The organism is Streptomyces sp. NBRC 110028 (genome assembly GCF_001417735.1).
In the GTDB taxonomy this organism is placed as follows: domain Bacteria; phylum Actinomycetota; class Actinomycetes; order Streptomycetales; family Streptomycetaceae; genus Streptomyces.
The window spans coordinates 1-26333 of sequence record NZ_BBUZ01000038.1; the positions used below are offsets into that span (position 1 = coordinate 1).

A 26333-nucleotide genomic window follows, 5' to 3' on the forward strand; every position below is an offset into this window, starting at 1 on the left:
ACCTTTCAGCCTTTCAGCCTTTCGGCTTTCCGGCCTTTCGTGTCTCACACACTATCAGACCCTTTTCCGCTTTCCGAATCCGCGTCTTTCACATGGCATGCGAAAGCAGATCCGAGATTTGGATCAAGTGACTGTAGGTGCCGCCCTCACCTGGACGAACCCGCAGCTGACTGCGATGCTTCATCCGGATGGGCAGGGGTACGACAGTACAGCGCCTCACGCGGCCGTGGCAAATCGATTCGGGGTCCTCTGGGGGTCTCCGGCCTGCGGCGCTTGTGCGGAATCCCAAGTTCCTATGACTTACGCTTCTGGGCAGTGCGCTGTCCGGGACAGACGGTGACAGCGCGAGATGGATCTTCACCCCGGGAGGCCTCCCATGACCACCGTGACGTCTCCGCTCGCCGGGCGCGCGATCGGACTGACAGCGGTTCCCGATCCCGTGTTCTCGGGCGCCATGGTCGGTCCGGGTACGGCGATCGACCCGGTGCTCGAGACCTGTGTGGCCGTGGCTCCGGTCGACGGCATCGTCGTCTCGCTGCACCCGCACGCGTTCGTGGTCGTGGACGAGGACGGGCACGGGGTCCTCACCCACCTCGGTATCGACACCGTGCAGCTCAACGGTGACGGCTTCGATGTCCTCATCAACAAGGGGGACACCGTGAAGCGCGGTGACGCGATCGTGCGCTGGGACCCCGCGGTGGCCGTGGCCGCCGGTAAGTCGCCGATCTGTCCGGTCGTGGCCCTGGAGGCCACGGCCGATTCCCTTGCCGCGGTACGGGAGGACGGCGACGTGAGGCCGGGCGACGCGCTCTTCAGCTGGACGTGACCCCGACGCCGTCCGGAACCGGTCCGGGCGGCGTCGACGGCTAGTACGACATCCACCACGGCGGGGTTCCGCCGTATCAACCGGGGACAGGTGACATGGAGACAACGCTGCGAGGCGTCGGCGTGAGCCACGGGGTGGCCATCGGCGAGGTGCGCCACATGGGCACGGCGGTACTGGAGCCGCCCGCGAAGCAGATTCCGGCCGACGAGGCGCCGCGTGAGCAGGGTCGGGCGCGCCAGGCGGTGGAGGCCGTATCGGCGGATCTGATCGCGCGTGGCAACCTCGCGGGCGGTGAGGCCCAGGCCGTGCTCGAGGCGCAGGCCATGATGGCGCAGGACCCGGAGCTGATCGCCGACGTCGAGCGGCGGATCGCGGTGGGCAGCACCGCCGAGCGCGCGGTGTACGACGCCTTCGCCGCGTACCGGGCGCTGCTGGCCGGGGCCGGGGAGTACCTGGCGGGCCGGGTGGCCGACCTCGATGACGTGCGGAACCGGATCGTGGCACGGCTGCTGGGCGTGCCGATGCCGGGCGTGCCCGACAGCGACGAGCCGTACGTACTGATCGCCCGCGATCTGGCCCCGGCCGACACGGCGCTCCTCGACCCGACCCTGGTGCTCGGCTTCGTGACCGAGGAGGGCGGGCCGACGAGTCACAGCGCGATTCTGGCGCGCGCCCTCGGGGTCCCGGCCGTGGTGGCGCTGCCCGGCGCCGGGGAACTGGTCGAGGGCACCATGATCGCCGTGGACGGCAGCACGGGCGAGATCTTCGTGTCACCCGGCGAGGAGAAGCGGGCGGAGTTGACCCGGGTCGCCGAGGAGCGGCGGGCGGCGCTGGCCGCCTCGTCCGGTCCGGGGGCGACCTCCGACGGGCACAAGGTGCCGCTGCTGGCGAACGTCGGCGGTCCGGCGGACGTACCGGCGGCGGTCGAGGCGGGCGCCGAGGGCGTGGGGCTGTTCCGGACCGAGTTCCTCTTCCTGGACGACAGCGCGAAGGCGCCGTCGGAGGAGAAGCAGACCGAGGCCTACCGGCAGGTGCTGGAGGCCTTTCCCGAGGGCCGGGTGGTGGTCCGGGTCCTGGACGCGGGCGCGGACAAGCCGCTGGACTTCCTCACCCCGTCCGATGAGCCCAACCCGGCGCTGGGCGTACGCGGGCTGCGCACGCTGCTGGACCACCCCGAGGTACTGCGGACGCAATTGACGGCGCTGGCCAAGGCGGCCGAGGGGCTGCCGGTCTATCTCGAGGTCATGGCACCGATGGTGGCGGACCGGCTGGACGCCAAGGCGTTCGCGGACGCATGCCGTGAGGTCGGGCTGCAGGCCAAGTTCGGCGCGATGGTGGAGATTCCGTCGGCCGCGCTGCGGGCCCGCTCGATCCTCCAGGAGGTCGAGTTCCTGTCGCTGGGCACCAATGACCTGGCCCAGTACACCTTTGCCGCGGACCGCCAGGTGGGGGCGGTGTCGCGGCTGCAGGACCCGTGGCAGCCCGCGCTGCTCGACCTGGTCGCGGCGTCGGCCGAGGCCGCGCAGGCCGAGGGCAAGAGCTGCGGGGTGTGCGGTGAGGCCGCGTCGGACCCGCTGCTGGCGTGTGTGCTGACCGGTCTGGGCGTCACCAGCCTCTCCATGGGTGCCGCGTCGATTCCGTATGTCCGCGCCACGCTGGCCAAGCACACGCTCGCCCAGTGCGAGCGGGCCGCTTCGGCGGCGCGCGCGGCGGACACCGCCGAGGATGCCCGCCGGGCCGCGCAGGCGGTGCTGTCCGGCGAGTGAGCCGATGAACTGAAGCAGGGCGGAAGGGCCCGTCCCGTCGCGGTGACCGCGGTGGGGCGGGCCCTTCGCCGTGTCACTCCTCCTCGGGCCGGGGCAGGGGGAGGCCCGCCCGGTACTCGACGCCGTGCTCCGGCGGGATCGGCTCACCGGTCCGGGCGTCGGTGCAGTACGCGGTGAAGACCTCGGCCTCACTCAGCGGGCGGGGCCAGCCGTCGCGCAGCGCCCAGCCGCGGACCGTGTCCGGGGCTCCGGGCAGGCTCGTCCGCAGGACGATGCCGCCGGGGCTTTTGGTGGCGATGCCGCAGGCCAGCACGGTGCGGAAGACGAGGGCGCCGGGCTCGGCGAGCCTCGGGGGCCGGCCTTCGCGCACGGTGGCGTGCACCACGGCGGCCAGCGGGGTGTCGTCCACCGGGACGCTGCACACCAGGTGGTGCAGGCCCTTGCCCGCCGCGTCGAGCACCGCGTACAGCGCGGCCGTGGCGCGGTCGAACGCCGCGCCCCCGGTGCCGTCGCCACAGCCGTCACGGCCGCCGCAGCCGCCCGCGCGGGCGAGCACGGCCGACGCGTACTCCCAGGTGGCGCGCTCCTCGGCCGCGGTGATCAGGCGTGGCAGCAGCTGGTCGATGGACTGGCCGTCGTAGACGACGGTGGCACCCGTGGACGCCACCTCCGCCGTGAAGCGGCTGCGGCTTGCGGGGGTGTCCGGATCGAGCCGGGTGTGCGCGCAGTACTCCTGGTAGGCGACCGGGTCGAAGAGGGCGACGGTGGTGTGCACACCCTGTGACGAGAGCGCCCGCAGCAGCCCCTCCATCCGCCGCAGGTACCGGGCGTGGTCGTCGAAGCCGAACGACGCGTAACGCCGCATCGCGGCGAAGTCCTCCTCGGCCGCCAACAGCGCCACCACGCTGGGCACTTCCCTGCGTAAGGCCCGGATCGCGGTGGGCGTCCCGCGGTCGTCGCCGTGGTCGTGGGTGCGGCCGGGGCCGCCGGTTCCGGTGTCGGTGTGCGCCATGACTCCCCCTCAGCGCAGACGTTCAGTACTCACTCACCGTAACCGGGGGCACCGACAACGCTCCCTCAGTCGGCCGCGACGCCCTTCGTCCGGGCCAGCCGCTCGTAGTACCGCAGCAGCTCCACGTCGTCCACGGACCCCGGGTTGACCGCCTTGTCCAGGGCCGTGCCCTGCAGGAGCCGCTTGACCGGGACCTCGATGCGCTTGCCGGTGAGGGTGTGGGGGACGCCCGGGACCTCGATGACCTCGTCGGGGACGTGGCGCGGGGACAGCTCGGCGCGGATGGTGCTCTTGATGCGGGCCAGCAGCTCCTCGTCCAGCGTGGCGCCCGGGGCGAGGTGGACGAACAGCGGCATCCAGTAGCCGCCGTCGGGCTGTTCGACGCCGATGACGAGGGATTCGCGGATCTCGGGGAGGCGTTCGACCGCCTCGTAGATGTCGGCGGACCCCATCCGCACGCCCTGCCGGTTGAGAGTGGAGTCGGAGCGGCCGTGGATGACGACGGTGCCGCGCGAGGTGAGGGTGATCCAGTCGCCGTGACGCCAGACGCCGGGGAACATCTCGAAGTAGCTGTCGCGGTAGCGGCTGCCGTCCGGGTCGTTCCAGAAGCGGACCGGCATGGACGGCATGGGGCGGGTGACGACCAGCTCGCCGACCTCGTCGGTCACCGGCCTGCCCTGCGGGTCCCACGCCTGCAGGTCGGTGCCGAGGCCGGGCGCCTGCAGTTCGCCGATGTGGACGGGGAGGGTGGGCACGGCGCCCGCGAAGCAGCTGCACACATCGGTGCCGCCGCTGACGGAGGCGATCCACATGTCCTCGGCCACCTCGTCGTGGATCCAGCGGAAACCATCCGGTGGCAGCGGCGAGCCGGTGGTGGCGACGCACTTCACCCGGGACAGGTCGAAGTCGCGCCCCGGGTGCACCCCGGCCTTGCGGCAGGCCATGACGTACGCGGCGGAGGTGCCGTACAGGGTGGTGCCGGTGCGCTCGGCGATGCGCCACTGGGCGGCGGTGTCCGGGTGGCCGGGGCTGCCGTCGTACAGCACCACGGTGGCGCCGACGAGCAGCCCGGACACCAGGAAGTTCCACATCATCCAGCCGGTGGAGGTGTACCAGAAGAAGCGGTCCTCGGGGCCGAGGTCGCTGTGCAGGCCCAGTTGCTTGAGGTGTTCCAGCAGGATGCCGCCCTGGGACTGCACGATCGCCTTGGGCAGCCCGGTGGTGCCGGAGGAGTAGAGCACCCACAGCGGGTGGTCGAAGGGCACCTGCTCGAAGACCGGGGCGGTCTCCTCGCCGACGAGGTCGTCCCAGTCGAGCGCGCCCTCGGGGGCGGGGGTGCCCAGCAGCGGGATGTGGACGACGGCGCGCACGGTGGGCAGTTCGCGGCGCAGCTCGGCGACGGTCTCGGTGCGGTCGTGGGTCTTGCCCCCGTAGACGTAGCCGTCGACGGTGAACAGGACGACGGGCTCGACCTGCTGGAAGCGGTCCAGGACGCTGCGCGCGCCGAAGTCGGGGGCGCAGGAGGTCCACACCCCGCCGACGGCGGCGGTGGCGAGGAAGGCGATGGCGGCCTGCGGAATGTTGGGCAGGTAGCCGCTGACCCGGTCGCCGGGGCGGACACCGAGGCGGCGCAGCGCGGCGGCGGCCGCGCCGACCCGGGCGCGCAGCTCGGCCCAGGTGACGGGGCGGGGCTCGTGGGTCTCGTCGACGTGCAGCAGCGCGGGGTCGTCGGCGCGGGCGGGGTCCTCGCCCGCGCGCAGGGCGTGCTCGGCGTAGTTGAGGGTGGCGCCGGGGAACCAGCGGGCGCCGGGCATGGCGGGGTCGGCGAGCACGGTGTCGTACGGGGTGCCGAAGCGTACCTCGAACCAGTCGGCGACCGACCGCCAGAAGGTCTCCAGCTCCTCCACCGACCAGCGGTGCAGCGCGGCGTAGCTCGCGGCCGGGTCGCCGGGGAGGGCGGCGGGCGCGCCGTGCCGCTCGGCCGCCCAGGCGTGGAAGCGGGTCAGCCGGGCGCGGGCGATCCGGTCCGCGCCGGGCTGCCACAGGGGGCCGGGCAGGTGGTCGGGGTGCGCTGCGGTGTTCATCTGTGTTCGGCTCCCGGGAGGTCCGTTTCGGTGCGCTGGGGGTGTCTTGTGGATCAGTCCGGATCAGCGAGCGGCGTCTGGTGCGGGGGGGGCACCTCCCAGCGGTAGCCGGGGGAAGCTCGCAACCCGCGTGAGGAGGGCGCGGCGGCGCCGCGTGCGACGAGCGCGGGGCCGCGAGGTGCCACCCGCCGCGGCAGCGGCTGATGTCACAGCGGGCGCCGGGAGCCCGGCACGATCCACAAGACACCCCCTTAAGTCCGGTTGGTCCGCGTCGTCGGCTGCTTCGGCGTCCGAGCAGGACGATGCCATGTGATCGACTTGTGCACCAGGTGCGCCACTCCACATCCGCGGTGGGTGGCATGTGGGACGACCACGGGTGAACGGCAGTTGAACTGTGGTCGCGTCCTGCCTCGTCAATGGCACAGTGATCAGTATGAATGCGCGTGACCTGGTGCGGTCGGTGAAATGGGTCGGTACGGCGCGGGGGCTGCGCTCCCTGCGCTGGGCGTGGCGGCGCCGCCGCACGGACGCGACCGGACTGCCGCGGCGGGGCGCGGAGCTGGCCCGGGTGCCGGGTGTGGTGGAGGGCGCGGATCCGCAGCCGGGCGGTGGCGTGGTGCGGTTCGCACGGTCCTCGCTGCGGGTGCGGGTGGCGGCGGGCGGGGCGGTGTTCTGCGGCTGGGACGGGGCCGAGCCGGAGCCGTCGTACGCGCTGGACGGGGCCTGTCCGGAGGCGGACGAGCGGGCCCAGCTGGAGCCGGACACGGACGGCGGCTGGCGGGTGGTGTCGGAGCGGGTGACGGTCGCGGTGTCGCGGATGGGCGCGGTGGAGGTGCGCACTCCGGGCGGGGTGGTGCTGCGGCGGGATCTGCCGCCGCGCTGGTGGGAGCCGGCCGAGGCGGTGATCGACCGGGGCTGCGAGGGCGGGGCGGCGGGGGTGCCGGGCTCGCGCTGGCACCAGCGGTCGGAGGTGGCGGCGGACGCGCGGTTCTTCGGGCTCGGCGGACGGGCGGGCGGGCCGCGGCTGCGGGACGGCTCGTACCGGCTGTGGAACACCGATCCCGGCGGCGGCTTCGGGCCGGGCGACGATCCGCTGTATCTGACGATGCCGGTGCAGCTGGTGGTGGCCGACGCGGGCACCCATCTGGTGTTCCACGACAACTCGTGGGACGGCACGGTCGGCCTGCGGGAGGGCGAGGAGGGCGCGGGTTCGGGGCACGACCGGCCGGGTGGTGTGCGGATGCGCATGGAGGGCGGGCCGCTGCGCTACTGGGTGTTCGTGGGCACCCCGGCCCGGGTGCTGCACGGCTGGGCGGCGCTGACCGGTTCCCCCGCGGTGCCGCCGGGCTGGGCGCTGGGCCATCACCACGCGCGCCGGGGGTTCGGTGACGCGCGGGAGGTGCGGCGGGTGGTGGCGGGCTACCGGGAGCGGGGCCTGCCGCTGTCGGCGCTGCACCTGGACATCGACCATCTGTCCGGGCACCGGGTCTTCACGGTGGACGCGGCGCGCTTCCCCGATCTGCCGGGGCTCGCCGCGGAGCTGCGCGGGGACGGGGTGCGGCTGGTGTCGATCGTGGACCCGGCGGTGAAGGCGGAGCCGGGCAACGCGGTGTACGACAGCGGGTCGGCGGCGGAGGGGTTCGTGACCGACGCCCGCGGCCGGGAGGTGCGCGGGATGGTGTGGGCGGGCGAGTCGGTCTTCCCGGACTTCACCGATCCGCGGGTGCGCAAGTGGTGGGGCGGGCTGTACGCGGAGCGGCTGGAGCAGGGTTTCTCCGGGGTGTGGCACGACGGATGCGAGCCGGTGTCGTTCGCCGCCTTCGGCGAGCCCACCCTGCCGCGCTCGGCCCGGCACGCCCTGGAGGGCCGGGGCGGGGACCACCGGGAGGCGCACAACGTGTACGGGCTGGCCATGGCCCGGGCCGGGTACGAGGGGCTGGGCGAACTGCGCCCCGGCGAGCGGCCGTTCCTGTTCTCCCGCTCCGGCTGGGCGGGGCTCCAGCGGTACGGGGGCAGCTGGTCCGGTGATGTGACGACGGGCTGGCCGGGGCTGCGGGCCTCGCTGGCGCTGGTGATCGGGCTCGGTCTGTCGGGGGTTCCGTACTCCGGCCCGGACATCGGCGGCTTCACCGGCTCCCCGTCGCCGGAGCTGTATCTGCGCTGGTTCCAGCTGGGCGCGTATCTGCCGCTGTTCCGTACGCGTTCGGCGGTCACGGCCGGGCGGCGGGAGCCGTGGGAGTTCGGGGCCACGGTGCTGGAGCACGCGGCGGAGGCGCTGCGCGAGCGGCAGCGGCTGCTGCCGTACTTCATGACGCTGGCGCGGCTGGCGGAGCGTACCGGCGCGCCCTATGTGCGGCCCGTGTGGTGGCGGCAGCCGAAGGACCGCGGCCTGCGCGACTGCGAGGACGCCTTCCTGCTGGGCGACGCGCTGCTGGTGGCGCCGGTGCTGGAGGAGGGCGCGGTGCGGCGGGCGGTGCGGCTGCCACGCGGCCGCTGGTACGACACGGCGACCGGCCGCGCCTACGAGGGCCCCGGGCAGGTGGTGGTGGACGCCCCGCTGTCCCGGATCCCGGTGCTGGCCCGGGCGGGCGCGGTGATACCCGTCGCTGCGCCGGAGGGTGGCGTGGAGCTGGAGGTGTGGGCGCCGTGTCAGGGGCGCAAGGGCGGCGGGGTGATGGCGGTGGACGCGGGCGACGGCTGGGACGCGGCGGAGCTGGTGCGGTTCGTCTCCCGGCTGCGCGGGGACGAGGTGCGGGTCGAGCGGGAGGGCGGCGTCGAGGCGGGGTATCCGGTGCGGGTCCGGGGTGGTTCGCGGCCCGGTGGCACGGGGTAGTTGGGTGTGCATGCCAAGACTCACCACCGCGCTGCGCGCGCTCGCCCTGCCCGTCGCCGCTCTCATGGCCCTCGCCTCGCCCGCCCCGGCGCAGGCGAAGGCCGGGTCCGAGGCGCCGAAGGAGTTCGTGGCGCTGAGCGATGTGGATCCGACGATCCGCCAGGAGATCCGGTACTTCACGCCGCACAACTTCACCGGCCGCCCCGTGGACGGCTATCGCGAGCCGCTGTGCCTGCTGACCCGCCCGGCGGCCAGGGCGCTGCACCGGGCGCAGCGTCAGCTGCTGCGCCGGGGTTACACCCTGAAGGTGTACGACTGCTACCGGCCGCAGCGCGCGGTGGACACCTTCGTCGACTGGGCGAAGGACCTCGACGACCAGCGGATGAAGCGCGAGTTCTATCCGGACGTCGACAAGGCCCGGCTGTTCGAGGACGGTTACATCGCGGAGAAGTCGGGGCACAGCCGGGGCAGCACCATGGACCTGACGATCGCGAAGCTGCCCGCGCTGCCGACCCGCCCGTATGTGCCGGGCGAGAAGCTGGTGCCCTGCTACGCGCCGAAGAAGGACCGCTTCCCCGACAACTCGGTCGACATGGGGACCGGTTACGACTGCTTCGACACCCTTTCGCACACCCTCGATTCGCGGATCAAGGGCACGCAGCGGGCCAACCGGCTGCTGCTCAAGGGCGCGATGGAGGCCCAGGACTTCGTCAATCTGGCCGAGGAGTGGTGGCACTACACGTACCAGCCGGAGCCGTTCCCGGACACCTGCTTCGACTTCCCCGTCTCGCGCCGGTCGCTGACGAGGCACTGAGACTCACAGCCGCCCGCCCGCGGTGTCCGAGGACAGCCGCTGCGCGATGGCCACGGGCACCACGGACAGGGCGATGAGCGTCGCGGCGACGACGTTGACGACGGGGGCCTGGTGGGGCCGGGCCAGGTTCTCGTAGATCCAGATGGGCAGGGTGCGGGTGCCGGGGCCGGCGGTGAAGGTCGTCACCACGATCTCGTCGAAGGAGAGCGCGAAGGCGAGCAGCGCGCCTGCGAAGAGCGCCGAGCGCATGGCCGGGAAGGTGACGTGGCGGAAGGTCTGCCAGGGGCGCGCCCCGAGGTCCGCGGACGCCTCGGCCATCGAGGGGGCGATGCGGCGCAGCCGGGCCGCCACGTTGTTGAAGACGACCACGACGCAGAAGGTGGCGTGCCCGACGACCACCGTGAACAGGCCGAAGCCGATGCCGAGCGGGCCCAGGACGGTGCGGAAGGCGGCGTTGAGGGCGATGCCGCTGACGATGCCGGGCAGCGCGATCGGCAGCACCAGCAGGAAGGACACGGTCCGGCGGCCGAAGAAGCGGTGCCGGTGGACGGCGTACGCGGCCATGGTGCCCAAGCCCAGGGCGATCCCGGTGGCGGCGAGCCCGGCCTTGAGCGAGGTGAGCAGGGCGTCGCGGGCGCCCTGGTTGTGGAGGGCGGCGCGCCACCACTGGCCGGTGAGGCCGCTGGGCGGCCAGCCGAAGGAGCGGTCGGCGTTGAAAGAGTTGAGCAGGACGAGCAGCAGGGGCGCGTAGACGACGGCGAGTCCGGCGGCGGTGACGCAGCCGAGGACGATCCGGGCGGTGCGCGACAGCCTCATCCGGCGTTCTCCTAGAGCGAGTCGAGGGCGCCGGCGCGGCGTACGGCGGCCAGGTAGCAGACGATGAGGACGACGGGCACGGCGGAGAGCGCGGCGGCCATCGGCAGGTCGAGGGTGACCTGGGAGGCGATGGCGTTGCCGAGGAGCTGGGTCTTGCCGCCGACGATCTGCACGGCGATGTAGTCGCCGAGGCTGAGCGAGAAGGTGAAGACGGACCCGGCGAGCAGGGCGGGGCGTACGGCGGGCAGGACGACCGAGCGCAGGGTGCGCCAGGTGCCCGCGCCGAGGTCGGCGGAGGCTTCCAGGGTGCGTTCGGGGAGCCGTTCCAGGGCCGCGTACACCGGGAGGATCATGTACGGCAGCCACAGGTAGGCGAGCACCAGGACGACGGCCGTGGTGCCGTAGCCCGGCCCGTGCAGTCCGAGCGGGGAGAGCACGGAGTCGACCACGCCGTCCTCGCCGAGCATCACCCGCCAGGCGTACGCCTTGACCAGATAGCTGGCCCACAGCGGGGTGAGCACGGCCACCAGCAGCGGCCGGCGCCACCGCGGGCCCGCGACGCGCGCCATGCAGAACGCCATGGGCAGGGCGAGCAGCGCGTCCAGGACGGTGACGGCGGCGGCGATGGTGAGGGTGCGCAGCGCGATGGTGCGGTAGACGGGGGTGGTCAGCAGGTCGCGGACGTTGTCGGGGTTCCAGGTGCGGACGACGTCGGAGGTGAAGGGGTCGGTGGTCCAGAAGGCGGAGAGGAGGAGGACGGCGAGCGAGCCGAGATAGGCGAGGGTCAGCCACAGCAGGGGCGGCCCGAGGAGCGCGGCCAGGCGCAGCCGCGCTCCCCCGGTCCCGGCGCGGCGGGGCATCTCAGCCCTTGACCTCGGTCCAGGCGCGGGTCCACTGGGCGTAGTCGGTGCAGGTGGTGTTCTTGCGGCCGTCGAGGCACTGCTTGATGGGCGTGGTCCAGAAGTGGACGCGCTGGAAGTACTTCTCGTCGTCGGCGTGGAAGACGGCGCAGTGGTTCGGGTCGGCGGTCTCGGCGCACGCCTTGCGGTTGGCGGGGGCCTCGCCGAAGTACTCGGCGACCTGGGCGTTGACCTTCGGGGAGACGATCCAGTCGAGCCACTTGTAGGCGCAGTTGGGGTGTTCGGCCTTCGCGGAGACCATCCAGGTGTCGGACCAGCCGGTGGCGCCCTCCTTGGGGAGCACGGCCTTGACGGGCGCCTTCTCGGCCCGGGTGAGGTTCGCGATGACCTGCCAGGTGGTGCCGATGACGCTGTCGCCGCCCTTGAAGGCGGTGATTTCCTTCTGGTAGTCGCTCCAGTACTCGCCGACCGCCCGGTGCTGCTTCTTGAGCAGGGTGACGGCGGCGTCGAGCTGCCTGGAGTCGAGCGCATACGGGTTCTTGATGCCGAGCGACGGTTTGGCGCGCATCAGGTAGAGGGCGGCGTCGGCGATGTAGATGGGCGAGTCGTACGCGGTGACATGGCCGTTGTGCGCGGCGGCGTCGTCGAAGACGGCGCGCCAGGAGTCGGGCGCGGGCTTGACCTTGTCGGTGCGGTACATGAGGAGGTTGGCGCCGCGGCCGTGCGGGATGCCGTACATGCGGCCGTCCCTGGAGTTGAACGGCTGCTGTTTGAGGGCCGGGAAGATGTCCTTGTAGTTGGGCACCAACTTGGTGTTGACGGGGGCGGCGTCGCCGGAGGCGATGAGGCGCAGAGTGGCGTCGCCGGAGGCGGAGACCGTGTCGTACTGGCCGGTCTTCATGAGGGAGACCATCTCGTCGGAGGTGCCCGCGGTCTTGGTGTTGACCTGGCAGCCGGTCTTCTTCTCGAAGGGGTGTACCCAGTCGGCCTTCGGGTCGTTGGAGCCGTCCTCGGCGTAGCCCGCCCAGGCGATGATGTTGACCTTGCCCTCGCCCTTGCCGAGCTTGTCGGGGGCGTGTGCGGCCTTGCCGCCGTCGTCGTCGGATCCGCAGCCAGCGGCGGTCAGCAGCAGCGCGCACACGGCCGCCGCGGACCTCCACGCGGATGTCGTCCGTTTCCGCATCCGGTCCTCCTCGTCCCACGTGGTGCTCGAGGCCCCGTCAGTATCCGCGCGTCCCTTATGCCGACACCAGGGTGCCTTCGGCAATGAGAAGGTCAACTGGGCACCGGGAAGGCGTCCTTCTCGTCCCAGACCAGCCTGATCTCGGCCCGCGGGCGGGCGGTGGGCGGGAGTTCGGAGAGGTTCTGCCGGTGCGCGGTGAGCCGGTCGCCGTGTGGAAGCACGACGGTGAAACGGGTGTGCGCCCCGGCGTGCACGATGTCGGCGATGCGCCCCGTGACCGTGCGCTCGCCGTCGAGGGGCGTGTCGGCGGGGTCGGCGAGCCGGATGCGCTCGGGGCGGATGCTGTACGCGCCGGGGCGGCCGATCACCCGGACGGCGGCCTCGCCGCGCAGCAGGTTGGTGGTGCCGACGAAGCCCGCGACGAAGGCGGTGGCGGGGCGTTCGTACACCTCCACGGGCGGGCCGGTCTGCTCGATCCGGCCGCCCGCGACGACGGCGACGCGGTCGCTCATGGTCAGCGCCTCCTCCTGGTCGTGGGTGACCAGGAGGAAGGTGATGCCGGTGGTGCGCTGGAGTTCCTTCAGCTCGGTCTGCATCTCCTGACGGAGCCGGAGGTCGAGGGCGCCGAGCGGTTCGTCGAGGAGCAGGACGGCGGGCCGGTCGACGAGGGCCCGGGCGAGGGCGACGCGCTGACGCTGGCCGCCGGAGAGCGCGTCGGGGCGGCGGGACGCGAAGCCGTCGAGGCGGACGGTGGCGAGGGCCTCGCGGGCGCGCGCGGTGCGCTCCGGCTTGCGGACGCCTCGTACGGTGAGCGCGTACGCCACGTTCTGCTCGACGGTCATGTGCGGGAAGAGCGCGTAGTCCTGGAAGACGGTGTGCACATCACGGCGGTGCGGGGGCAGCGCGGTGACGTCCCGCCCGGCGAGTGCGACGCGGCCGCTGGTGGGCCGCTCGAACCCGGCGATCAGGCGCAGCAGGGTGGTCTTGCCCGAGCCGGAGGGGCCGAGGAGCGAGAAGAACTCGCCCGGGCGGAGGGTGAGATCGACGGCGTCCAGCGCCCGGACCGTACCGGCGGTGCCGAACTCCTTGGTGACGGCGGTGCAGCGGACCGCCTCTTCCGTCTCCGCCACGCTTGGCTCCCCTCGCCGCACCGGCTGATCAGGGTCGTGATCGCGCCGGTCACCTTACCGGGGTTACCCGCCGTGCGGTCCCTGTGCAACACTTCTGACGTACCGTCAGTTATCGGCTCGCTCATCCGTCGGGGAGAGACCGTGGCATCTGCGCGTACGCCCGTGGTCGCCGGGTGGTTCACCTCCGGCGACGGGGACTTCCGGCTGCTGGGCACCCGCTGCCGGGCCTGCGGCGCGGTGTACTTCCCGCGCGAGGACACCTTCTGCCGGGCGCCTGGTTGCGCCGGTGAGGAGCTGGAGGAGGTGCCGCTGTCGCGGCGCGGCCGGGTGTGGTCGTACACCGACGGCCGCTATCGCCCACCCGCGCCGTACCCGTCCGATCCCGCGCGCGACTGGGAGCCGTACACGCTGATCGCCGTGGAGCTGGCCGCCGAGCGGATGGTGGTGCTCGGGCAGGGCGCGCCCGGGGTGACGGTGGCGGATCTGGCGGTCGGCATGGAGGTCGAGGTGGCGCCGGGGGTGCTGGCCGGGGAGGGCGGGCGGAGCTGGTCGACCTGGCACTGGCGGCCGGTCGCCGCGGAGGGACGGTCATGACCGGCGAGGTGGCCGTGCTCGGCGCCGGGATGCACCCGTGGGGCAAATGGGGCCGGAGTTTCGTGGAGTACGGGACGAAGGCGGCGCGGGCGGCGCTCGCGGACGCCGGGCTCGACTGGCCGGACATCGCGTCGGTGGTCGGCGCGAACACCGTGCGCTGCGGCTATCCCGGCCAGGTGGCGGGGGCGACCTTCGCCGGGGCGCTGGGCTGGCAGGGGGCGCGCGTCACCAGCGTGTACGCCGCTTGCGCGTCCGGCGCGCGGGCCATCGACACCGCCCGCGCCCAGATCCTGTCCGGAATGGCGGACACCGTGCTGGTGGTGGGCGCGGACGCGGCGCCCAAGGGGTTCTTCGCACCGTCCGGCGGCGACCGGCCCGATGACCCGGACTGGCTGCGCTTCCGGGTGCTGGGCGCGACCAACCCGGCGTACTTCGCGCTGTGGGCGCGCCGCCGGATGGCGGTGTACGGGGACACGCCCGAGGACTTCGCGGCGGTGAAGGTGAAGAACGCGGCCGCGGGTGCCGCCAATCCTCATGCCCGCTACCGCTCCCCCGTGACCGCCGAGGAGGTGGCCGCGTCGCCGGTGGTGGCCGATCCGCTGCGGCTGCTGGACATCTGCGCGACCTCGGACGGGGCCGCGGCGCTCGTGCTGAGCAGCGTGGACTTCGCCCGGCGGCACGGGGTGGCGGACCCGGTGCGGATCCGGGCCGTCTCCTCCGTATCGCCCCGCCATCCGCGGACCGCGCTCGACCTGCCGGACATCGCCACCGACTCCGCCGCCGGGTTCGGTTCCGCAGCGGACGCGTTCCGTCCGTCGATCGCGCGGGCGGCGTACGAGGAGGCGGGGATCGGCCCGGAGGACCTGTCGCTCGCCGAGGTGTACGACCTGTCCACCGCGCTGGAGCTGGAGTGGTACGAGGACCTGGGGCTGTGCGGCGCCGGGGAGGGCGCGGGGCTGCTCCGGGAGGGCGCGACGGCGCTCGGCGGCCGGATCCCGGTCAATCCGAGCGGTGGGCTCGCCTCCTTCGGGGAGGCGGTCCCGGCGCAGGCCATCGCCCAGGTGTACGAGCTGACCCAGCAGTTGCGGGGGCGGGCGGGCGACCGCCAGGTGGCGGGGGCGCGGGTGGGCATCACCGCGAACCAGGGCCTGTTCGGCCATGGCTCGTCGGTGATCGCGGTGCGCTGAGGTGCGCCCGGTGCGCTTGAGGTGCGCGCGGTGCGGCTGACGGGCTCCGCCGCGGGGATCCGGCGTACCGGATCCGGGCGGCGGAGCGGGGCGGTCAGTGGGTGGCCGCGGTGGCGAGCAAGGCGTGTTCCACCACCGATATCAGCACATGCTTGACGGACTCGCGCTCGCGCGCGTCGCACATCACCACCGGGGTGCCCGGGTCGAGGTCCAGCGCCTCGCGCACCGAGTCCTCCGGGTAGCTGTCGGCGCCCTCGAAGCAGTTGACGGCCACCGTGAAGGAGATGCCGCGCCGCTCGAAGTAGTCGACGGCGGCGAAGCAGTCCTCCAGCCGGCGGGTGTCGGCCAGCACCACCGCGCCCAGCGCGCCGGTCGCCAGCTCGTCCCACAGGAACCAGAAGCGGTCCTGCCCCGGAGTACCGAAGAGGTACAGCACCAGGTCCTCGCGGAGCGTGATGCGCCCGAAGTCCATCGCCACGGTGGTGGTCTTCTTGCCCTCCACTCCCGCGATGTTGTCGACCGGCCTGCCCGCCTCGGTGAGCAACTCCTCGGTGCGCAGCGGTTTGATCTCGCTGACCGCGCCCACCAAAGTGGTCTTTCCGGCACCGAATCCGCCCGCCACCAGAATCTTGAGCGTCACGGGTTCGATGATGTGGGGGCGGCCCGGGTCAGAGTGCCCGTAGACCATTGATCACCTCGCGCAGAATCCTCTCGTCCGGCAGTTCCGCCGGAGGTACGGGCCGGGACACTCGGACGAGTGCCGCGTGAAGCAGGTCACCGATGAGTACGCGGACCACGCCGACCGGAAGGTCGAGCTCGGCCGCCAGCTCGGCGACGGACTGTGGGGTGTCACGGCTGAGTTCGACGATGTCGATGTGCTCCGGTGACAACGTCTGGTCGGCGACGCTCCCCCCGGGGCCCACCCGGTCGGCGACGACGACGGCGATCAGGTCGAGCTTGTCCTCCGCGGCGCTGCGGGTGCGGCCCCGCGTCATCGCGTAGGGCCGGACCACCGGTCCGGCCGCGTCGTCGAACCAGCGGTCGTCGGTCGCACCGTCTCCGGTCATCTCCCCCCGCCTCCGTCACCCACCGGATCGCGCGGCGGAGCCCAAATGCGCTCCCACCCGCTTGACCAGCAGCGTCATCTCATAGGCTACCTGTCCGACATCGGAGTCCGCATCGGCGAGCACCGCGAGGCAACTGCCGTCACCGGCGGAGGTGACGAACAGGAAGGCGTCGTCGAGTTCGACGACGGTCTGCCGGACCCGGCCGACGTCGAAGTGGCGGCCGACCCCCTTGGCGAGGCTGTGGAATCCCGAGGCCACGGCGGCCAGGTGCTCGCCGTCCTCCCGGGACAGATCGCGTGAACCGCCGGTGGGCAGTCCGTCGCCGGAGAGCACCAGCGCCTTGCGGATGCTGCCGACGCGGCCCACGAGTTCGTCGAGCAGCCAGTTCAATTCGCCCGACGGTGCCGATCCGTTGCGTGCTGCGGCGTTCGATGCGGTCATCGCCCGTCCCCCTCATCTCTCGTTCCTGGTGCCGTGTCCGAACCGCCGGGACCGGTGGCCGTCTGCCGCCGACCGCGCTGCCATCCCCGTTGCAGCGAGGCCATGGTGGCCCTCGCCTGTTCGGCGTCGCGTTCGGGATCGGTGTCGGCAGCGTATCGGCCGTTCCGGGCCGGTGGTTCGGGGTCGTCCTTCAACTGCGGGGCGAGGCTCGCCTGCCGTACCCGCTTGGGGAGCCCGGAGGCGGACCGGCGCTCCGGCGCCGGACGCTCCGGGGCCGGCGCCTGGTCCTGGCGCCGGTCCTCGCCGTCGTTCCCGGCCTCCGGGTCCGGTTCCGGATGCCGTGTCCGGTCGGCCCAGGAGGGCCGGGTGTGCCGTCCGCCGCCGCTGCCGCCGCCGTCGACCGGGTGGCCGTGGTCGGAGACCAGCACCGGCGGCACGCGGCGGGGCAGTGGCGCGGGGCCGCCGTCGCGGGCGCCGGTGCGGCTGTCGGACGCCTGCTGGTGCTGTTCGGCGGAGGGCGCGCTCACCACGGACGGGGACGGGCCGCGGGGCCTGCGCTGCTTCGGCAGGGCGGCGTCCCGCTTCCGCCGCTCGTGGCGGCCGGTGTCGGCGTCCGCGCCGTCCCCGTCGGAGCCGGCTTCGGTGAGCAGGGCGGACGGGATCAGCACGACGGCGGTGATACCGCCGTACGCGGAGGACTGGAGCGAGACCCGTACGCCCTGCCGCTGGGCGAGCCGGCTGACCACGAACAGGCCGAGCCGGTCGGTGTCGGACAGCTCGAACTCGGGGGTCTCCGCGAGCCGGAGGTTGACCTCGGTCAGGATGTCGGGCGTCATGCCGAGGCCCCGGTCGTGGATCTCCAGGGTGAAGCCCTTGGCGACCCGCTCCCCGTGCACCTGGACGGCGGTGTGCGGCGGGGAGAAGATGGTGGCGTTCTCCAGGAGTTCGGCGATGAGGTGGGTAAGGTCGCCGACGGCGGGGCCGTTCACCGCCACCCGGGGCAGCCTGCGGATCTCGATCCGCTCGTAGTCCTCGACCTCGGCGACGGCGGCGCGCACGACGTCCATCAGCTGGATGGGCTTGCGCCACTGCCGGGCGGGGGCCGCGCCGGAGAGGATGACCAGGCCCTCGGCGTGCCGCCGCATACGGGTGGTCATGTGGTCCAGCCGGAACAGGTCGGCGAGTTCGTCGGTGTCCTCGGTGCGCCGCTCCATCGCGTCCAGCAGGGTCAGCTGGCGGTGCAGCAGTACCTGGCTGCGGCGGGCGAGGTTGACGAAGACCTCGGAGACGCCCTGGCGCAGTTCGGCCTGTTTGACGGCGGCCTCGACGGCGGCCCGCTGGAGGGTGTTGAGGGCCTGGGCCACCTGCCCCATCTCGTCGGGGCCGTGCCGCAGGCGGGGCACCTCCCGTTCGACGTCGACCGGCTCGCCCGCGCCGAGGCGGCGCATCACGCTCGGCAGCCGGACGCTGGACGCCTCCTGGGCGTCGTTGCGCAGCCGGGACAGGTCGCGGACCAGGCCGCGGCCGATCCGGACGGAGACGACGACCGAGACGACGAGCGCGAGGAGGCCGAGGACGGCGGCGGCGCCCGCCTTGAGCAGGACGCTGCCCGCCACCGGGTCGATGCGCTTCTGGAGGCGGTCGGTGGCCTCGTCGCCCAGCCGGTCGTAGTCGTTGAGGACAGGCCCGGCCGCGTTCTCCCAGTGCTCCCGGTCCATGGCGCCGATGGCCTGCCTCGGCTCCATGGTGGCCAGGATCTTGCCCTCGGCGATGCGCAGCGCCGCGGGGGCGGCGTTGGTGCGCCGGTAGTCGGCGAAGACTTTCTGTTCCGAGGCGGGCAGGATCGGCAGGTTGGTGTTGTAGAGCAGGGTGCGCTCGGCGATGAGGTCGGACATCGACTTGAGGTCGTTCAGCGTCAGCTTCCGTGCCGTCAGCGCGGAGACGAACAGCGCGTCCTCCCGGGACAGGGCCTCCCGGGCACGGATCATGGCGACCAGCGCGCGGCCCTGTTTGTCCAGGTCGGTGTCGGGCACGGCGTGCAGCGAACTGCGGAACGCGTAACACAGCTCGACGAGTTTGTTGTAATACTCATAGGCTGCGGTCCGCGAGGTGCCGTTGTCCTCGACTTTTCGGCGCAGACTGTCGAGGCCTTCGGACGCCTTGATGACGTCGTCGAGCAGATCCTCGGACTCGCTGTTCATCCGGTCGTGCAGGGCGCTGTCGGACTCGGCGTCGCGGAGCCGTCCGATGGCCTCGTCGGTGGCGCGCTGCCGGGTGTGGAGCAGGGGCAGCGCGTCGGACTGGCGTGGGTCCGCGAGGAGGATCAGGGTCTGCCGGCGCTCCTGCTGGACGGCGTGCACGGCGTCCTCGGCGGGCTGGCCCGCCTTGTCGATGATGGCGGAGGCGTCGAGCAGTTGCAGCGCCTCCCGGCCGGTGATCACTGCCGCGAAGGCCCAGATCGCCGTCAGCGAGACAAGCGGCACCAGCAACAGCGCCACGATCTTCCTGCGGATGGACTTCCCGCGAAAGCGCATGGCCTCCCCAACGTCGTCCCCGAGGGCCGGGGCGGTGACTGATGTTCTCGGACAACGAGCGGCGCGAGCCTACTACTGAGGGATAGTCATTCCGAAGGCGTGTCCTACGGCTTCCGGTCACTCTCCACATTCGATGATCATCGATTTTCGGGTGATTATCGGACTTAAACCCCGTGGCGGCGCACACCAACGACCCGTCGCGGTCTGCGCAGGGCCGAACACCGTTGGCCGGTTTTGCTCTCCCCACGGGAACCGCCGATCGCTGCCATTCGTGATCCAACAAGGCACACTGGGGGTGCATACGACCCAAGTCCCGCCATGTGTGACCGACCGGACCGGGGCAGCACCGAAAGGGGTGGCAACGTCATGGACGCCTTGGACAAGGATCGCGACATCCCGGCACCGGGGGCCCGCCGGCTGTGGACCGAGGAGCCGGCCCGCAGACGGCGGCTGCCCGATCCGGTGCGCACGTCGGCGGTGCGGGCGGTCATCATCGTGGCGGTGACGATGGTGCTGGCGATGGTGGCGGTGCTGTGCGCGTTCGCCGGTTCGTGGTTCGCCTTCCCCGCCGTGCTCATCGCGGTGGCGAGCACGGTGGTGGCGACCTGGGGGGTGCTGGACGTCTGGGTGACCCGCCAGGTGTGGAACCAGCGTCACGGGGTGGTGTCCCGGCCCAGCAGCACGGCGCGGGAGATGCGCCGGCAGCGCCGGCGGGCCCGTAAGGAGGCGGTCAGCGCGCGGCGAGCCGGGGAGCGCGGGCGAGCTCGCGGCGCAGCCGCGTGAACGGTTTGGGGCGGTTGACGGCGAGGACGGCGGTGGGGATCGCGTCGCGCTCGTAGACGGCGAGGAAGCCGCCGCCGGGGCCCGCGCCCGCATCGGGATCGCCCTCGGCGATGCGGACGGTGTCGCCGGGTTCGCGCCGGCCGGCGAACTGGATGCGCGCGCCGTACTGGTCGGACCAGAAGTAGGGCAGCGCGCCGAAGGGCTGGACGGTGGCCCCGGCAAGCAGGTTGCGGGCGGCGACCGCGCCCTGTTCGGCGGCGCTGGTCCAGTGCTCGGCCCGTACGGTGCGTCCCGTACCGGGCAGGGCGAGGCGGGCCACGTCGCCGACGGCGACGACGGACGGCAGCGCGGTGGCGCAGCCCTCGTCGCACAGCACCCCGTCGTCCAGGGCCAGTCCCGAGCCTTCCAGCCATCCGGTGACCGGGCGCACCCCGACCCCGACGACCACCACGTCGGCGGGCAGCACCCGGCCGTCGGCGAGTTCGACGCCGGTGACGCGGTGGGTGCCGCGCAGAGTGGCAACGCCCGTGCCGCACAGCAAGGTCACGCCGTGCGCGGCGTGCAGGGCGGCGCACGCCCGGGCCATGCGCTCCCCCAGTTGCGGGACGAGCGGCAGTGGCGCGGCCTCCACCACGGTCACGTCGAGACCGAGCGCGGCACAGGAGGAGGCGACCTCGGCGCCGATGAAACCGGCGCCGATGACGACCACCCGCTCCGCCCCCGCCCTCAAGCCGGCGCGCAGCCGCCGGGCGTCGTCCAGGGTGCGCAGGGTGTGCACCCCGGGCGGGGCGGCGGCGCGCAGCGTCCGGGGCGCGGCCCCGGTGGCGATGACGACGCCGTCGGTGCGCAGGGTGCGGCCGTCGGCCAGCCCGACCGTGCCCGCCCTGGGGTCCAGCCGGTCGGCCCGGACGCCGAGCAGCCACTCGGCGTCCAGTTCGGCCTCGTCCTCGGGGTCGGTGAGGGCGAGCGGGCCGAGGCCGCCGTCCGGCCCGCCGTCACCGGTCGGGCCCTCACCGGTCAGAAACGCCTTCGACAGCGGAGGGCGGTCGTACGGGCGGTGGCGCTCCTCGCCGACGATCACCAGCCGCCCGTCGTAGCCCTGGTCGCGCAGGCCCCGCGCCGCGTGCAGTCCCGCGAGCGAGGCCCCGACGACGGTGACCGTCCGCATCATGCGACGGCTTCTTCCTGGGCGGCGGGCACCAGGGGGTGGACATGGAGCATTCCGTCGACCACCGTGACCGCATGCGTCCGTACCGGCTTGCGGGCGGGCAGACAGGTGGGCATGCCGGAGCGCAGATCGAACAGGGCCGCGTGCAGCGGGCATTCGACGTAGCAGCCTTCGACCCAGCCTTCGGAGAGGGAGGCGTCCTGGTGGCTGCAGGTGTCGTCGACGGCGTAGAACGCGCCTTCGGAGTGGAACACCGCGATCGCCGCGTGGCTGTCGCCGGCCTCGATGCGCACCGACTCGCCTTCCGGCAGATCCTCGATACGGCAGACGGGAATCATTGGCCCCCCTCACGTAGATCGGTATCATGCGTTGTGAATAGCGCATCGAAATGCGCGATGCGCAACAGAATCCAGATTAGGAGGGCAGCCGTCAAGAGTTGCCCGTCGAGAGGCCCCACTCGGAGCCGCCGGATGGTGAGATCAGACCCATGACGAACACGACCGAGGACCGGGCCGAGGAAAAGCGGGGGGCCGCCGGGGCAGTGCAGTCGGTGGACAGGGCGGTCAGCGTCCTGGAGATCCTCGCCAAACTCGGCGAGGCCGGAGTGACCGAGATCGCCGATGAGCTGGGAGTGCACAAGTCGACCGCGTTCCGGCTGCTGGGCGTGCTGGAGAACCGCGGGCTGGTGGACCAGGAGCGCGAGCGCGGGAAGTACTACCTGGGCGCCGGGGTGCTGAGACTCGCGGGCGCGGCCGCCATCCGGCTCGACATCTCGCAGGAGGGCGCCCCGGTGTGCCGGGCGCTGGCCGACGAGACCGGCGAGACGGCCAACATCGCGGTCCTGGACGGGGACGCGGCGGTCAACATCATGCAGGCGCGCGGGGCCGCCGCCGTGACGGCCTACAACTGGCTGGGACGGCGCACCGCGCTGCACGCGACCGCCAGCGGCAAGATGCTGCTGGCCCATCTGAGCGGCGAGCGGCGGGAGCGTCTGGTGACGCGGAAGCTGCCGCGGTTCACCGAACACACCATCACCACATCGGCCGAGCTGCGGCAGCAACTGGAGACCGCCGCCGAGCGCGGTTTCGCCTACTCGTGCGAGGAACTGGAGATCGGGCTGAACGCGGTCGCGGCCCCGGTGCGCGGCCACGACGGCGCGGTCATCGGCGCGATCGGCGTCTCCGGGCCGGTGTACCGGATGGCCCAGAGCCATCTGCTGGATCTCGCCGAGCAGGCCATGAGGACCGCCGAGGAGCTGTCCCGCCGCATGGGCTTCCCCGGCTGACCGGATAACGCCCATCACCCACCCGAAGGGGCCGGATCCGATCCGGCCCCTTCGTCGTGCGCTGGAGGGGAAACCCACTGTCAGCGCTGGTTTACGGACGGTTTGCGCGTACCTCTTGACGCGTCGTGGACGCGGCTTTCAGGATGTCCCTCATCGCGCAACACGCCGCGTCATACGCAACTGCGGGGTAACCAGCGTCCCGTGAACCGGCTGGCTTCCCCACCTCTTCCCCCTAGCTCATGCCAGCTCGTGCCAGCTCCCACGCACCGGTCCCTGCCAGCGCAGGAGAACAGAGGAGTGAGCCATGCCGCAAGAAGTCCGCGCCGTCGTCGCGCTGAAAAGGGGCGCACCCGTGGAGGTGCTGCCGGTCCTCGTGCCCGATCCCGGACCCGGCGAGGTGCTGGTGGGGGTCCAGGCGTGCGGGGTGTGCCACACCGATCTGCACTACCGGGACGGCGCCATCGGCGACGAATTCCCGTATCTGCTCGGACACGAGGCGGCCGGGATCGTCGAGGCCGTGGGCCCGGGGGTCACCGGGCTGGCTCCCGGTGACTACGTGGTGCTGGCCTGGCGCGCGCCCTGCGGCGCCTGCCGCTCCTGCCGCCGCGGCCGCCCCTGGTACTGCTTCGAGAGCCGCAACGCCGCCCAGCCCATGACCCTCGCCGACGGCACCCGGCTGAGCACGGCGCTCGGCATCGGCGCGTTCGCCGAGAAGACGCTGGTCGCGGCGGGGCAGGCGGTGAAGATCGACCCGTCGGCCCGCCCCGAGGCGGCCGGGCTGATCGGCTGCGGGGTGATGGCCGGCTACGGCGCGGCCGTGCACACCGGCGGGGTGTCCAACGGCGACACCGTCGCGGTCATCGGCTGCGGCGGGGTCGGCAACGCGGCGATCGCCGCGTCCGCGCTGGCCGGGGCGCGCCGGGTGATCGCCGTGGACATCGACGACGCCAAGCTGGACGCGGCCACCCGCTTCGGCGCCACCGACACCGTCAACTCCCGGGGTACGGACCCGGTCGAGGCGGTCCGCGAGCTGACCGGGGGCGTGGGCGCCGACATCGTCATCGACGCGGTGGGCCGCCCCGAGACCTACCGCCAGGGCTTCTACATGCGCGATCTGGCCGGAACGCTGGTGCAGGTCGGGGTGCCCGACCCGGAGATGCGCATCGAGCTGCCGCTGATCGACGTGTTCGGGCGGGGCGGCGCGCTCAAGTCGTCCTGGTACGGGGACTGTCTGCCCAGCCGGGACTTCCCCGTCCTGGTCGACCTCCATCTCAGCCGCAAGCTCGACCTGGAGGCGTTCGTCAGCGAGACGATCCCGCTGGACGAGGTGGAACCCGCGTTCGCCAAGATGCAGCGCGGTGAGGTGCTGCGCTCGGTGGTGGTGCTGTGATGCCCAGGGATGCGATGACCAGGGATCCGATGACCAGGGATGCGACCGGTGGTCAGAAGGGTCGGCGCGTCGTCGTCGTCGGCGCCGGGATCGTCGGCTGCTCACTCGCCGACGAGCTGACCGCCCGCGGCTGGACGCAGGTCACGGTCCTGGAGCAGGGCCCGCTGCCCGCCCCCGGCGGCTCGACCTCGCACGCGCCCGGGCTGGTGTTCCGGACCAGCCCCTCCAAGACCCTCACCGAGTTCGCCGTCTACACGGTGGAGAAGTTCTCCGCGCTGGAGGCCGACGGGCTGTCCTGCTTCAACCCGGTCGGCGGTCTGGAGATCGCCACCAGCGAGGAGCGCTGGGCCGATCTGCACCGCAAGGCGGGGCTCGCCGCGTCCTGGGGCGTCCGGGGCGAACTGCTCACCCCCGCCCGGTGCGCCGAACTGTGGCCGCTGCTGGACCCGGAGAAGATCCTCGGCGGCTTCCACACCCCGGACGACGGGCTGGCCCGCGCGCTGCCCGCCTGCCGTGCCCAGATGGAGCGGGCCACCGCGCGCGGCGCCCGCTTCCTGGAGCGGCACACCGTCACCGGCATCGAGCAGGAGGGCGGCCGGGTCACCGCGGTCGTCACCGACCGGGGCACCTTCCCCGCCGACATCGTCGTCTCGGCGGCCGGGTTCTGGGGGCCGCTGATCGGTGCGATGGCGGGCGTCCGCGTCCCCCTGCTGCCACTGGCCCACCAGTACGCGAAGACCGCGCCGCTGCCGGAGCTGGCCGGGGTGAACGACCCGCGGACCGAGGCGAGCCGGCCGCTGCTGCGCTTCCAGGACCGCGATCTGTACTTCCGCGAGCACACCGACCGCATCGGCATCGGCAGTTACGCCCACCGCCCGATGCCGGTCGACCCGGCGGCGGTGCCCGCCTACGACGACGCGCCGGTGATGCCGTCCTCACTGCCGTTCACCGAGGCGGACTTCGCGCCCGCCTGGGAGGACAGCGTCGGGCTGATCCCGGCGCTCGGCGCGAGCCGCGTCGAGGAGGGGTTCAACGGGGTCTTCTCCTTCACCCCCGACGGAATGCCGGTCATCGGCGAGTCCCGTGAGGTGCGCGGCTTCTGGCTGGCCGAGGCGGTGTGGGTGACCCACTCCGCGGGCGTCGCCAAGGCCGTCGCCGAGTGGATGACCGACGGGCGGCCGTCCCTCGACGTCCACGCATGCGATCCGTACCGCTTCGAGGACGCCCAGACCTCCCCCGCCTACATCGCCGAGCGCGGTGCGCAGAGCTTCGCCGAGGTCTACGACGTCATCCACCCGCTGCAGCCCATGGAGCGGCCGCGCCCCCTGCGGGTCAGCCCTTTCTACGAGCGCCAGCGGGCGCTGGGCGCGTACTTCCTGGAGGGCGGGGGCTGGGAGCGGCCGCACTGGTACGAGGCCAACGCCCCGCTCGCCGAGGGGCTCGAACTGCCCGCGCGCGACGCCTGGTCGGCCCGCTACTGGTCGCCGATCGCCGCCGCCGAGGCCAAGGCCACCCGGGAGCGGGTCGCGCTGTACGACATGACCCCGCTCAAGCGGCTGGAGGTCTCCGGCCCCGGCGCCCTGGACTTCCTGCAGCGCATGACCACCAACCAGCTCGCGAAGAAGCCGGGCGCGGTCACCTACACCCTGCTGCTGGACGAGGCCGGGGGCGTACGCAGCGATCTGACCGTCGCGCGCCTCGCGGAGGGCCACGGCTTGAGTGAACGCTGGCAGGTGGGCGCGAACAGCGGCCTCGACCTGGACTGGCTGCTGCGCCACGCGCCCGACGGCGTCCACATCGCCGACATCACGCCCGGCACCTGCTGCGTGGGGGTGTGGGGTCCGCTCGCCCGGGAACTGGTCCAGCCGCTGACCCCGGACGACTTCTCGCACCGGGCGTTCGGCTACTTCAAGGCCCGGCGCACCTACATCGGCCATGTCCCGGTGACCGCGATGCGGCTGAGCTACGTCGGTGAGCTGGGCTGGGAGCTGTACACCACCGCCGACCTGGGCCTGCGGCTGTGGGACACGCTGTGGGAGGCCGGGCAGCGGCACGGGGTGATCGCCGCCGGGCGCTCCGCGTTCAACAGTCTGCGGCTGGAGAAGGGCTACCGGGCCTGGGGCCATGACATGACCACCGAGCACGATCCGTACGAGGCGGGCGTCGGCTTCGCCGTCCGGATGGACAAGGGCGACTTCGTGGGCCGCGCGGCCCTGGAGGGCCGCGGCGAGGCGACGGCGCGGCGCAAGCTGGCCTGTCTCACCCTGGACGATCCGGCCGCGATCGTCATGGGCAAGGAGCCGGTGTACGCCGTCGGCGAGACCGGGCGGCCCGCGGGCTACGTGACCAGCGCCGCGTACGGCTACACCATCGGCCGCACCGTCGCCTACGCCTGGCTGCCCGCCGACGTGGCCGTCCCCGGCACTGCCGTCCACATCGAGTACTTCGGGGAGAAGGTCCCCGCGACCGTCGCCACCGAACCCCTCTTCGATCCGGGCATGGACCGCATCCGCCGGTGACACCCCGCGCCCGATCGACCTCCTCGACCTCCCGTCGGCCG

General features: G+C 72.7%; 22 protein-coding genes. 10 read left to right on the forward strand and 12 right to left on the reverse strand.

Features of this window, described 5'->3' with window-relative positions; all coding sequences use genetic code 11:
- Positions 1 to 376 precede the first annotated feature (376 nt).
- Both ASC60_RS29985 and ptsP read left to right on the forward strand, forming a co-directional pair.
- Positions 377 to 826 (forward strand): PTS glucose transporter subunit IIA, encoded by a 450-nt coding sequence (locus ASC60_RS29985; RefSeq protein WP_055556431.1) that lies wholly within the window; start codon positions 377 to 379, stop codon positions 824 to 826.
- Between the two features lie 95 nt (positions 827 to 921).
- A complete protein-coding gene (gene ptsP, locus ASC60_RS29990; protein WP_055556432.1) occupies positions 922 to 2592 on the forward strand; it encodes a phosphoenolpyruvate--protein phosphotransferase in 1671 nt (556 codons plus the stop codon).
- Between the two features lie 73 nt (positions 2593 to 2665).
- On the opposite strand, the gene ASC60_RS29995 is transcribed toward ptsP, so the two are convergent.
- Together ASC60_RS29995 and ASC60_RS30000 are read right to left on the reverse strand one after the other, a co-directional pair.
- Positions 2666 to 3604: a hypothetical protein gene (locus ASC60_RS29995; RefSeq protein WP_055556434.1), complete on the reverse strand. Its 939-nt coding sequence runs from the start codon at positions 3602 to 3604 to the stop codon at positions 2666 to 2668.
- Positions 3605 to 3669: 65 nt separating this feature from the next.
- Positions 3670 to 5688 carry an acetoacetate--CoA ligase gene (locus ASC60_RS30000; RefSeq protein WP_055556435.1) on the reverse strand — a complete coding sequence of 673 codons (2019 nt, stop codon included), beginning with the start codon at positions 5686 to 5688 and terminating at the stop codon, positions 3670 to 3672.
- A gap of 433 nt (positions 5689 to 6121) precedes the next feature.
- Here ASC60_RS30000 and ASC60_RS30005 point away from each other — a divergent pair, with 433 nt between their 5' ends.
- Positions 6122 to 8521, forward strand: a complete 2400-nt coding sequence (locus ASC60_RS30005) for a glycoside hydrolase family 31 protein (RefSeq protein WP_055556437.1) — start codon at positions 6122 to 6124, stop codon at positions 8519 to 8521.
- A gap of 10 nt (positions 8522 to 8531) precedes the next feature.
- Positions 8532 to 9335 (forward strand): M15 family metallopeptidase, encoded by an 804-nt coding sequence (locus ASC60_RS30010; RefSeq protein WP_055556438.1) that lies wholly within the window; start codon positions 8532 to 8534, stop codon positions 9333 to 9335.
- Positions 9336 to 9338: 3 nt separating this feature from the next.
- Here the strand turns inward: ASC60_RS30010 and ASC60_RS30015 are convergent, their stop codons facing one another.
- From ASC60_RS30015 to ASC60_RS30030, 4 genes are all read right to left on the reverse strand, one after another.
- Entirely contained in the window at positions 9339 to 10151 is an 813-nt protein-coding gene (locus ASC60_RS30015; RefSeq protein WP_055556439.1) for an ABC transporter permease, read from the reverse strand.
- A gap of 11 nt (positions 10152 to 10162) precedes the next feature.
- On the reverse strand, positions 10163 to 11011 hold the full coding sequence (locus ASC60_RS30020; protein WP_055556441.1) for an ABC transporter permease: 849 nt from the start codon (positions 11009 to 11011) through the stop codon (positions 10163 to 10165).
- A 1-nt stretch (position 11012) separates the two neighbouring features.
- On the reverse strand, positions 11013 to 12194 hold the full coding sequence (locus ASC60_RS30025) for an ABC transporter substrate-binding protein (RefSeq protein ID WP_055556443.1): 1182 nt from the start codon (positions 12192 to 12194) through the stop codon (positions 11013 to 11015).
- 92 nt (positions 12195 to 12286) lie between these two features.
- The gene (locus ASC60_RS30030) at positions 12287 to 13324 is read right to left on the reverse strand and encodes an ABC transporter ATP-binding protein (protein ID WP_079038713.1); all 1038 of its coding nucleotides are present in this window, start codon (positions 13322 to 13324) and stop codon (positions 12287 to 12289) included.
- A gap of 141 nt (positions 13325 to 13465) precedes the next feature.
- On the opposite strand from ASC60_RS30030, the gene ASC60_RS30035 reads away from it, so the two are divergent.
- Positions 13466 to 13918, forward strand: coding sequence for a Zn-ribbon domain-containing OB-fold protein (locus tag ASC60_RS30035; RefSeq protein ID WP_079038714.1), 453 nt, complete (start codon positions 13466 to 13468; stop codon positions 13916 to 13918).
- Positions 13915 to 15105 (forward strand): lipid-transfer protein, encoded by a 1191-nt coding sequence (locus ASC60_RS30040; protein WP_055556449.1) that lies wholly within the window; start codon positions 13915 to 13917, stop codon positions 15103 to 15105. The genes ASC60_RS30035 and ASC60_RS30040 overlap by 4 nt, the downstream gene beginning before the upstream one ends.
- Positions 15106 to 15199: 94 nt before the next feature.
- On the opposite strand, the gene ASC60_RS30045 is transcribed toward ASC60_RS30040, so the two are convergent.
- The 4 genes from ASC60_RS30045 to ASC60_RS30060 are packed head-to-tail and all read right to left on the reverse strand — an operon-like array spanning position 15200 to position 19147.
- Positions 15200 to 15793: an ATP/GTP-binding protein gene (locus ASC60_RS30045; RefSeq protein ID WP_055556451.1), complete on the reverse strand. Its 594-nt coding sequence runs from the start codon at positions 15791 to 15793 to the stop codon at positions 15200 to 15202.
- Positions 15774 to 16172, reverse strand: coding sequence for a DUF742 domain-containing protein (locus tag ASC60_RS30050; protein WP_055556453.1), 399 nt, complete (start codon positions 16170 to 16172; stop codon positions 15774 to 15776). Before ASC60_RS30050 ends, ASC60_RS30045 begins: the two co-directional genes overlap by 20 nt.
- A 15-nt stretch (positions 16173 to 16187) precedes the next feature.
- On the reverse strand, positions 16188 to 16613 hold the full coding sequence (locus ASC60_RS30055) for a roadblock/LC7 domain-containing protein (RefSeq protein ID WP_055556454.1): 426 nt from the start codon (positions 16611 to 16613) through the stop codon (positions 16188 to 16190).
- Positions 16610 to 19147 (reverse strand): nitrate- and nitrite sensing domain-containing protein, encoded by a 2538-nt coding sequence (locus tag ASC60_RS30060; protein ID WP_055556456.1) that lies wholly within the window; start codon positions 19145 to 19147, stop codon positions 16610 to 16612. Before ASC60_RS30060 ends, ASC60_RS30055 begins: the two co-directional genes overlap by 4 nt.
- A 366-nt stretch (positions 19148 to 19513) precedes the next feature.
- Here ASC60_RS30060 and ASC60_RS30065 point away from each other — a divergent pair, with 366 nt between their 5' ends.
- Entirely contained in the window at positions 19514 to 19930 is a 417-nt protein-coding gene (locus ASC60_RS30065; RefSeq protein ID WP_055556458.1) for a hypothetical protein, read from the forward strand.
- Here the strand turns inward: ASC60_RS30065 and ASC60_RS30070 are convergent.
- Together ASC60_RS30070 and ASC60_RS30075 are read right to left on the reverse strand one after the other, a co-directional pair.
- Entirely contained in the window at positions 19878 to 21098 is a 1221-nt protein-coding gene (locus ASC60_RS30070) for an NAD(P)/FAD-dependent oxidoreductase (protein WP_055556607.1), read from the reverse strand. The genes ASC60_RS30065 and ASC60_RS30070 overlap by 53 nt on opposite strands.
- Positions 21098 to 21436, reverse strand: coding sequence for a bifunctional 3-phenylpropionate/cinnamic acid dioxygenase ferredoxin subunit (locus ASC60_RS30075; protein ID WP_055556460.1), 339 nt, complete (start codon positions 21434 to 21436; stop codon positions 21098 to 21100). Before ASC60_RS30075 ends, ASC60_RS30070 begins: the two co-directional genes overlap by 1 nt.
- Positions 21437 to 21585: 149 nt before the next feature.
- Here ASC60_RS30075 and ASC60_RS30080 point away from each other — a divergent pair, with 149 nt between their 5' ends.
- From ASC60_RS30080 to ASC60_RS30090, 3 genes are all read left to right on the forward strand, one after another.
- The gene (locus tag ASC60_RS30080) at positions 21586 to 22383 is read left to right on the forward strand and encodes an IclR family transcriptional regulator (protein WP_055556462.1); all 798 of its coding nucleotides are present in this window, start codon (positions 21586 to 21588) and stop codon (positions 22381 to 22383) included.
- 304 nt (positions 22384 to 22687) lie between these two features.
- Entirely contained in the window at positions 22688 to 23773 is a 1086-nt protein-coding gene (locus tag ASC60_RS30085) for an S-(hydroxymethyl)mycothiol dehydrogenase (RefSeq protein WP_055556464.1), read from the forward strand.
- A gap of 29 nt (positions 23774 to 23802) precedes the next feature.
- Positions 23803 to 26292, forward strand: coding sequence for an FAD-dependent oxidoreductase (locus ASC60_RS30090; RefSeq protein WP_055556466.1), 2490 nt, complete (start codon positions 23803 to 23805; stop codon positions 26290 to 26292).
- Positions 26293 to 26333 lie beyond the last annotated feature (41 nt).

What these genes read in the sequence shown, in the direction of transcription:
- ASC60_RS30015 (WP_055556439.1), bottom strand. Translation starts at nt 10,151, where the DNA reads ATGAGGCTGTCGCGCACCGCCCGGATCGTCCTCGGCTGCGTCACCGCC.
- ASC60_RS30065 (WP_055556458.1), top strand. Translation starts at nt 19,514, where the DNA reads ATGGACGCCTTGGACAAGGATCGCGACATCCCGGCACCGGGGGCCCGC.
- ASC60_RS30075 (WP_055556460.1), bottom strand. Translation starts at nt 21,436, where the DNA reads ATGATTCCCGTCTGCCGTATCGAGGATCTGCCGGAAGGCGAGTCGGTG.
- ASC60_RS30010 (WP_055556438.1), top strand. Translation starts at nt 8,532, where the DNA reads ATGCCAAGACTCACCACCGCGCTGCGCGCGCTCGCCCTGCCCGTCGCC.
- ASC60_RS30005 (WP_055556437.1), top strand. Translation starts at nt 6,122, where the DNA reads ATGAATGCGCGTGACCTGGTGCGGTCGGTGAAATGGGTCGGTACGGCG.
- ptsP (WP_055556432.1), top strand. Translation starts at nt 922, where the DNA reads ATGGAGACAACGCTGCGAGGCGTCGGCGTGAGCCACGGGGTGGCCATC.
- ASC60_RS30055 (WP_055556454.1), bottom strand. Translation starts at nt 16,613, where the DNA reads ATGACCGCATCGAACGCCGCAGCACGCAACGGATCGGCACCGTCGGGC.
- ASC60_RS29995 (WP_055556434.1), bottom strand. Translation starts at nt 3,604, where the DNA reads ATGGCGCACACCGACACCGGAACCGGCGGCCCCGGCCGCACCCACGAC.
- ASC60_RS30040 (WP_055556449.1), top strand. Translation starts at nt 13,915, where the DNA reads ATGACCGGCGAGGTGGCCGTGCTCGGCGCCGGGATGCACCCGTGGGGC.
- ASC60_RS30025 (WP_055556443.1), bottom strand. Translation starts at nt 12,194, where the DNA reads ATGCGGAAACGGACGACATCCGCGTGGAGGTCCGCGGCGGCCGTGTGC.
- ASC60_RS30000 (WP_055556435.1), bottom strand. Translation starts at nt 5,688, where the DNA reads ATGAACACCGCAGCGCACCCCGACCACCTGCCCGGCCCCCTGTGGCAG.
- ASC60_RS30050 (WP_055556453.1), bottom strand. Translation starts at nt 16,172, where the DNA reads ATGACCGGAGACGGTGCGACCGACGACCGCTGGTTCGACGACGCGGCC.
- ASC60_RS29985 (WP_055556431.1), top strand. Translation starts at nt 377, where the DNA reads ATGACCACCGTGACGTCTCCGCTCGCCGGGCGCGCGATCGGACTGACA.
- ASC60_RS30070 (WP_055556607.1), bottom strand. Translation starts at nt 21,098, where the DNA reads ATGCGGACGGTCACCGTCGTCGGGGCCTCGCTCGCGGGACTGCACGCG.
- ASC60_RS30085 (WP_055556464.1), top strand. Translation starts at nt 22,688, where the DNA reads ATGCCGCAAGAAGTCCGCGCCGTCGTCGCGCTGAAAAGGGGCGCACCC.
- ASC60_RS30090 (WP_055556466.1), top strand. Translation starts at nt 23,803, where the DNA reads ATGACCAGGGATGCGACCGGTGGTCAGAAGGGTCGGCGCGTCGTCGTC.
- ASC60_RS30020 (WP_055556441.1), bottom strand. Translation starts at nt 11,011, where the DNA reads ATGCCCCGCCGCGCCGGGACCGGGGGAGCGCGGCTGCGCCTGGCCGCG.
- ASC60_RS30045 (WP_055556451.1), bottom strand. Translation starts at nt 15,793, where the DNA reads ATGGTCTACGGGCACTCTGACCCGGGCCGCCCCCACATCATCGAACCC.
- ASC60_RS30080 (WP_055556462.1), top strand. Translation starts at nt 21,586, where the DNA reads ATGACGAACACGACCGAGGACCGGGCCGAGGAAAAGCGGGGGGCCGCC.
- ASC60_RS30060 (WP_055556456.1), bottom strand. Translation starts at nt 19,147, where the DNA reads ATGCGCTTTCGCGGGAAGTCCATCCGCAGGAAGATCGTGGCGCTGTTG.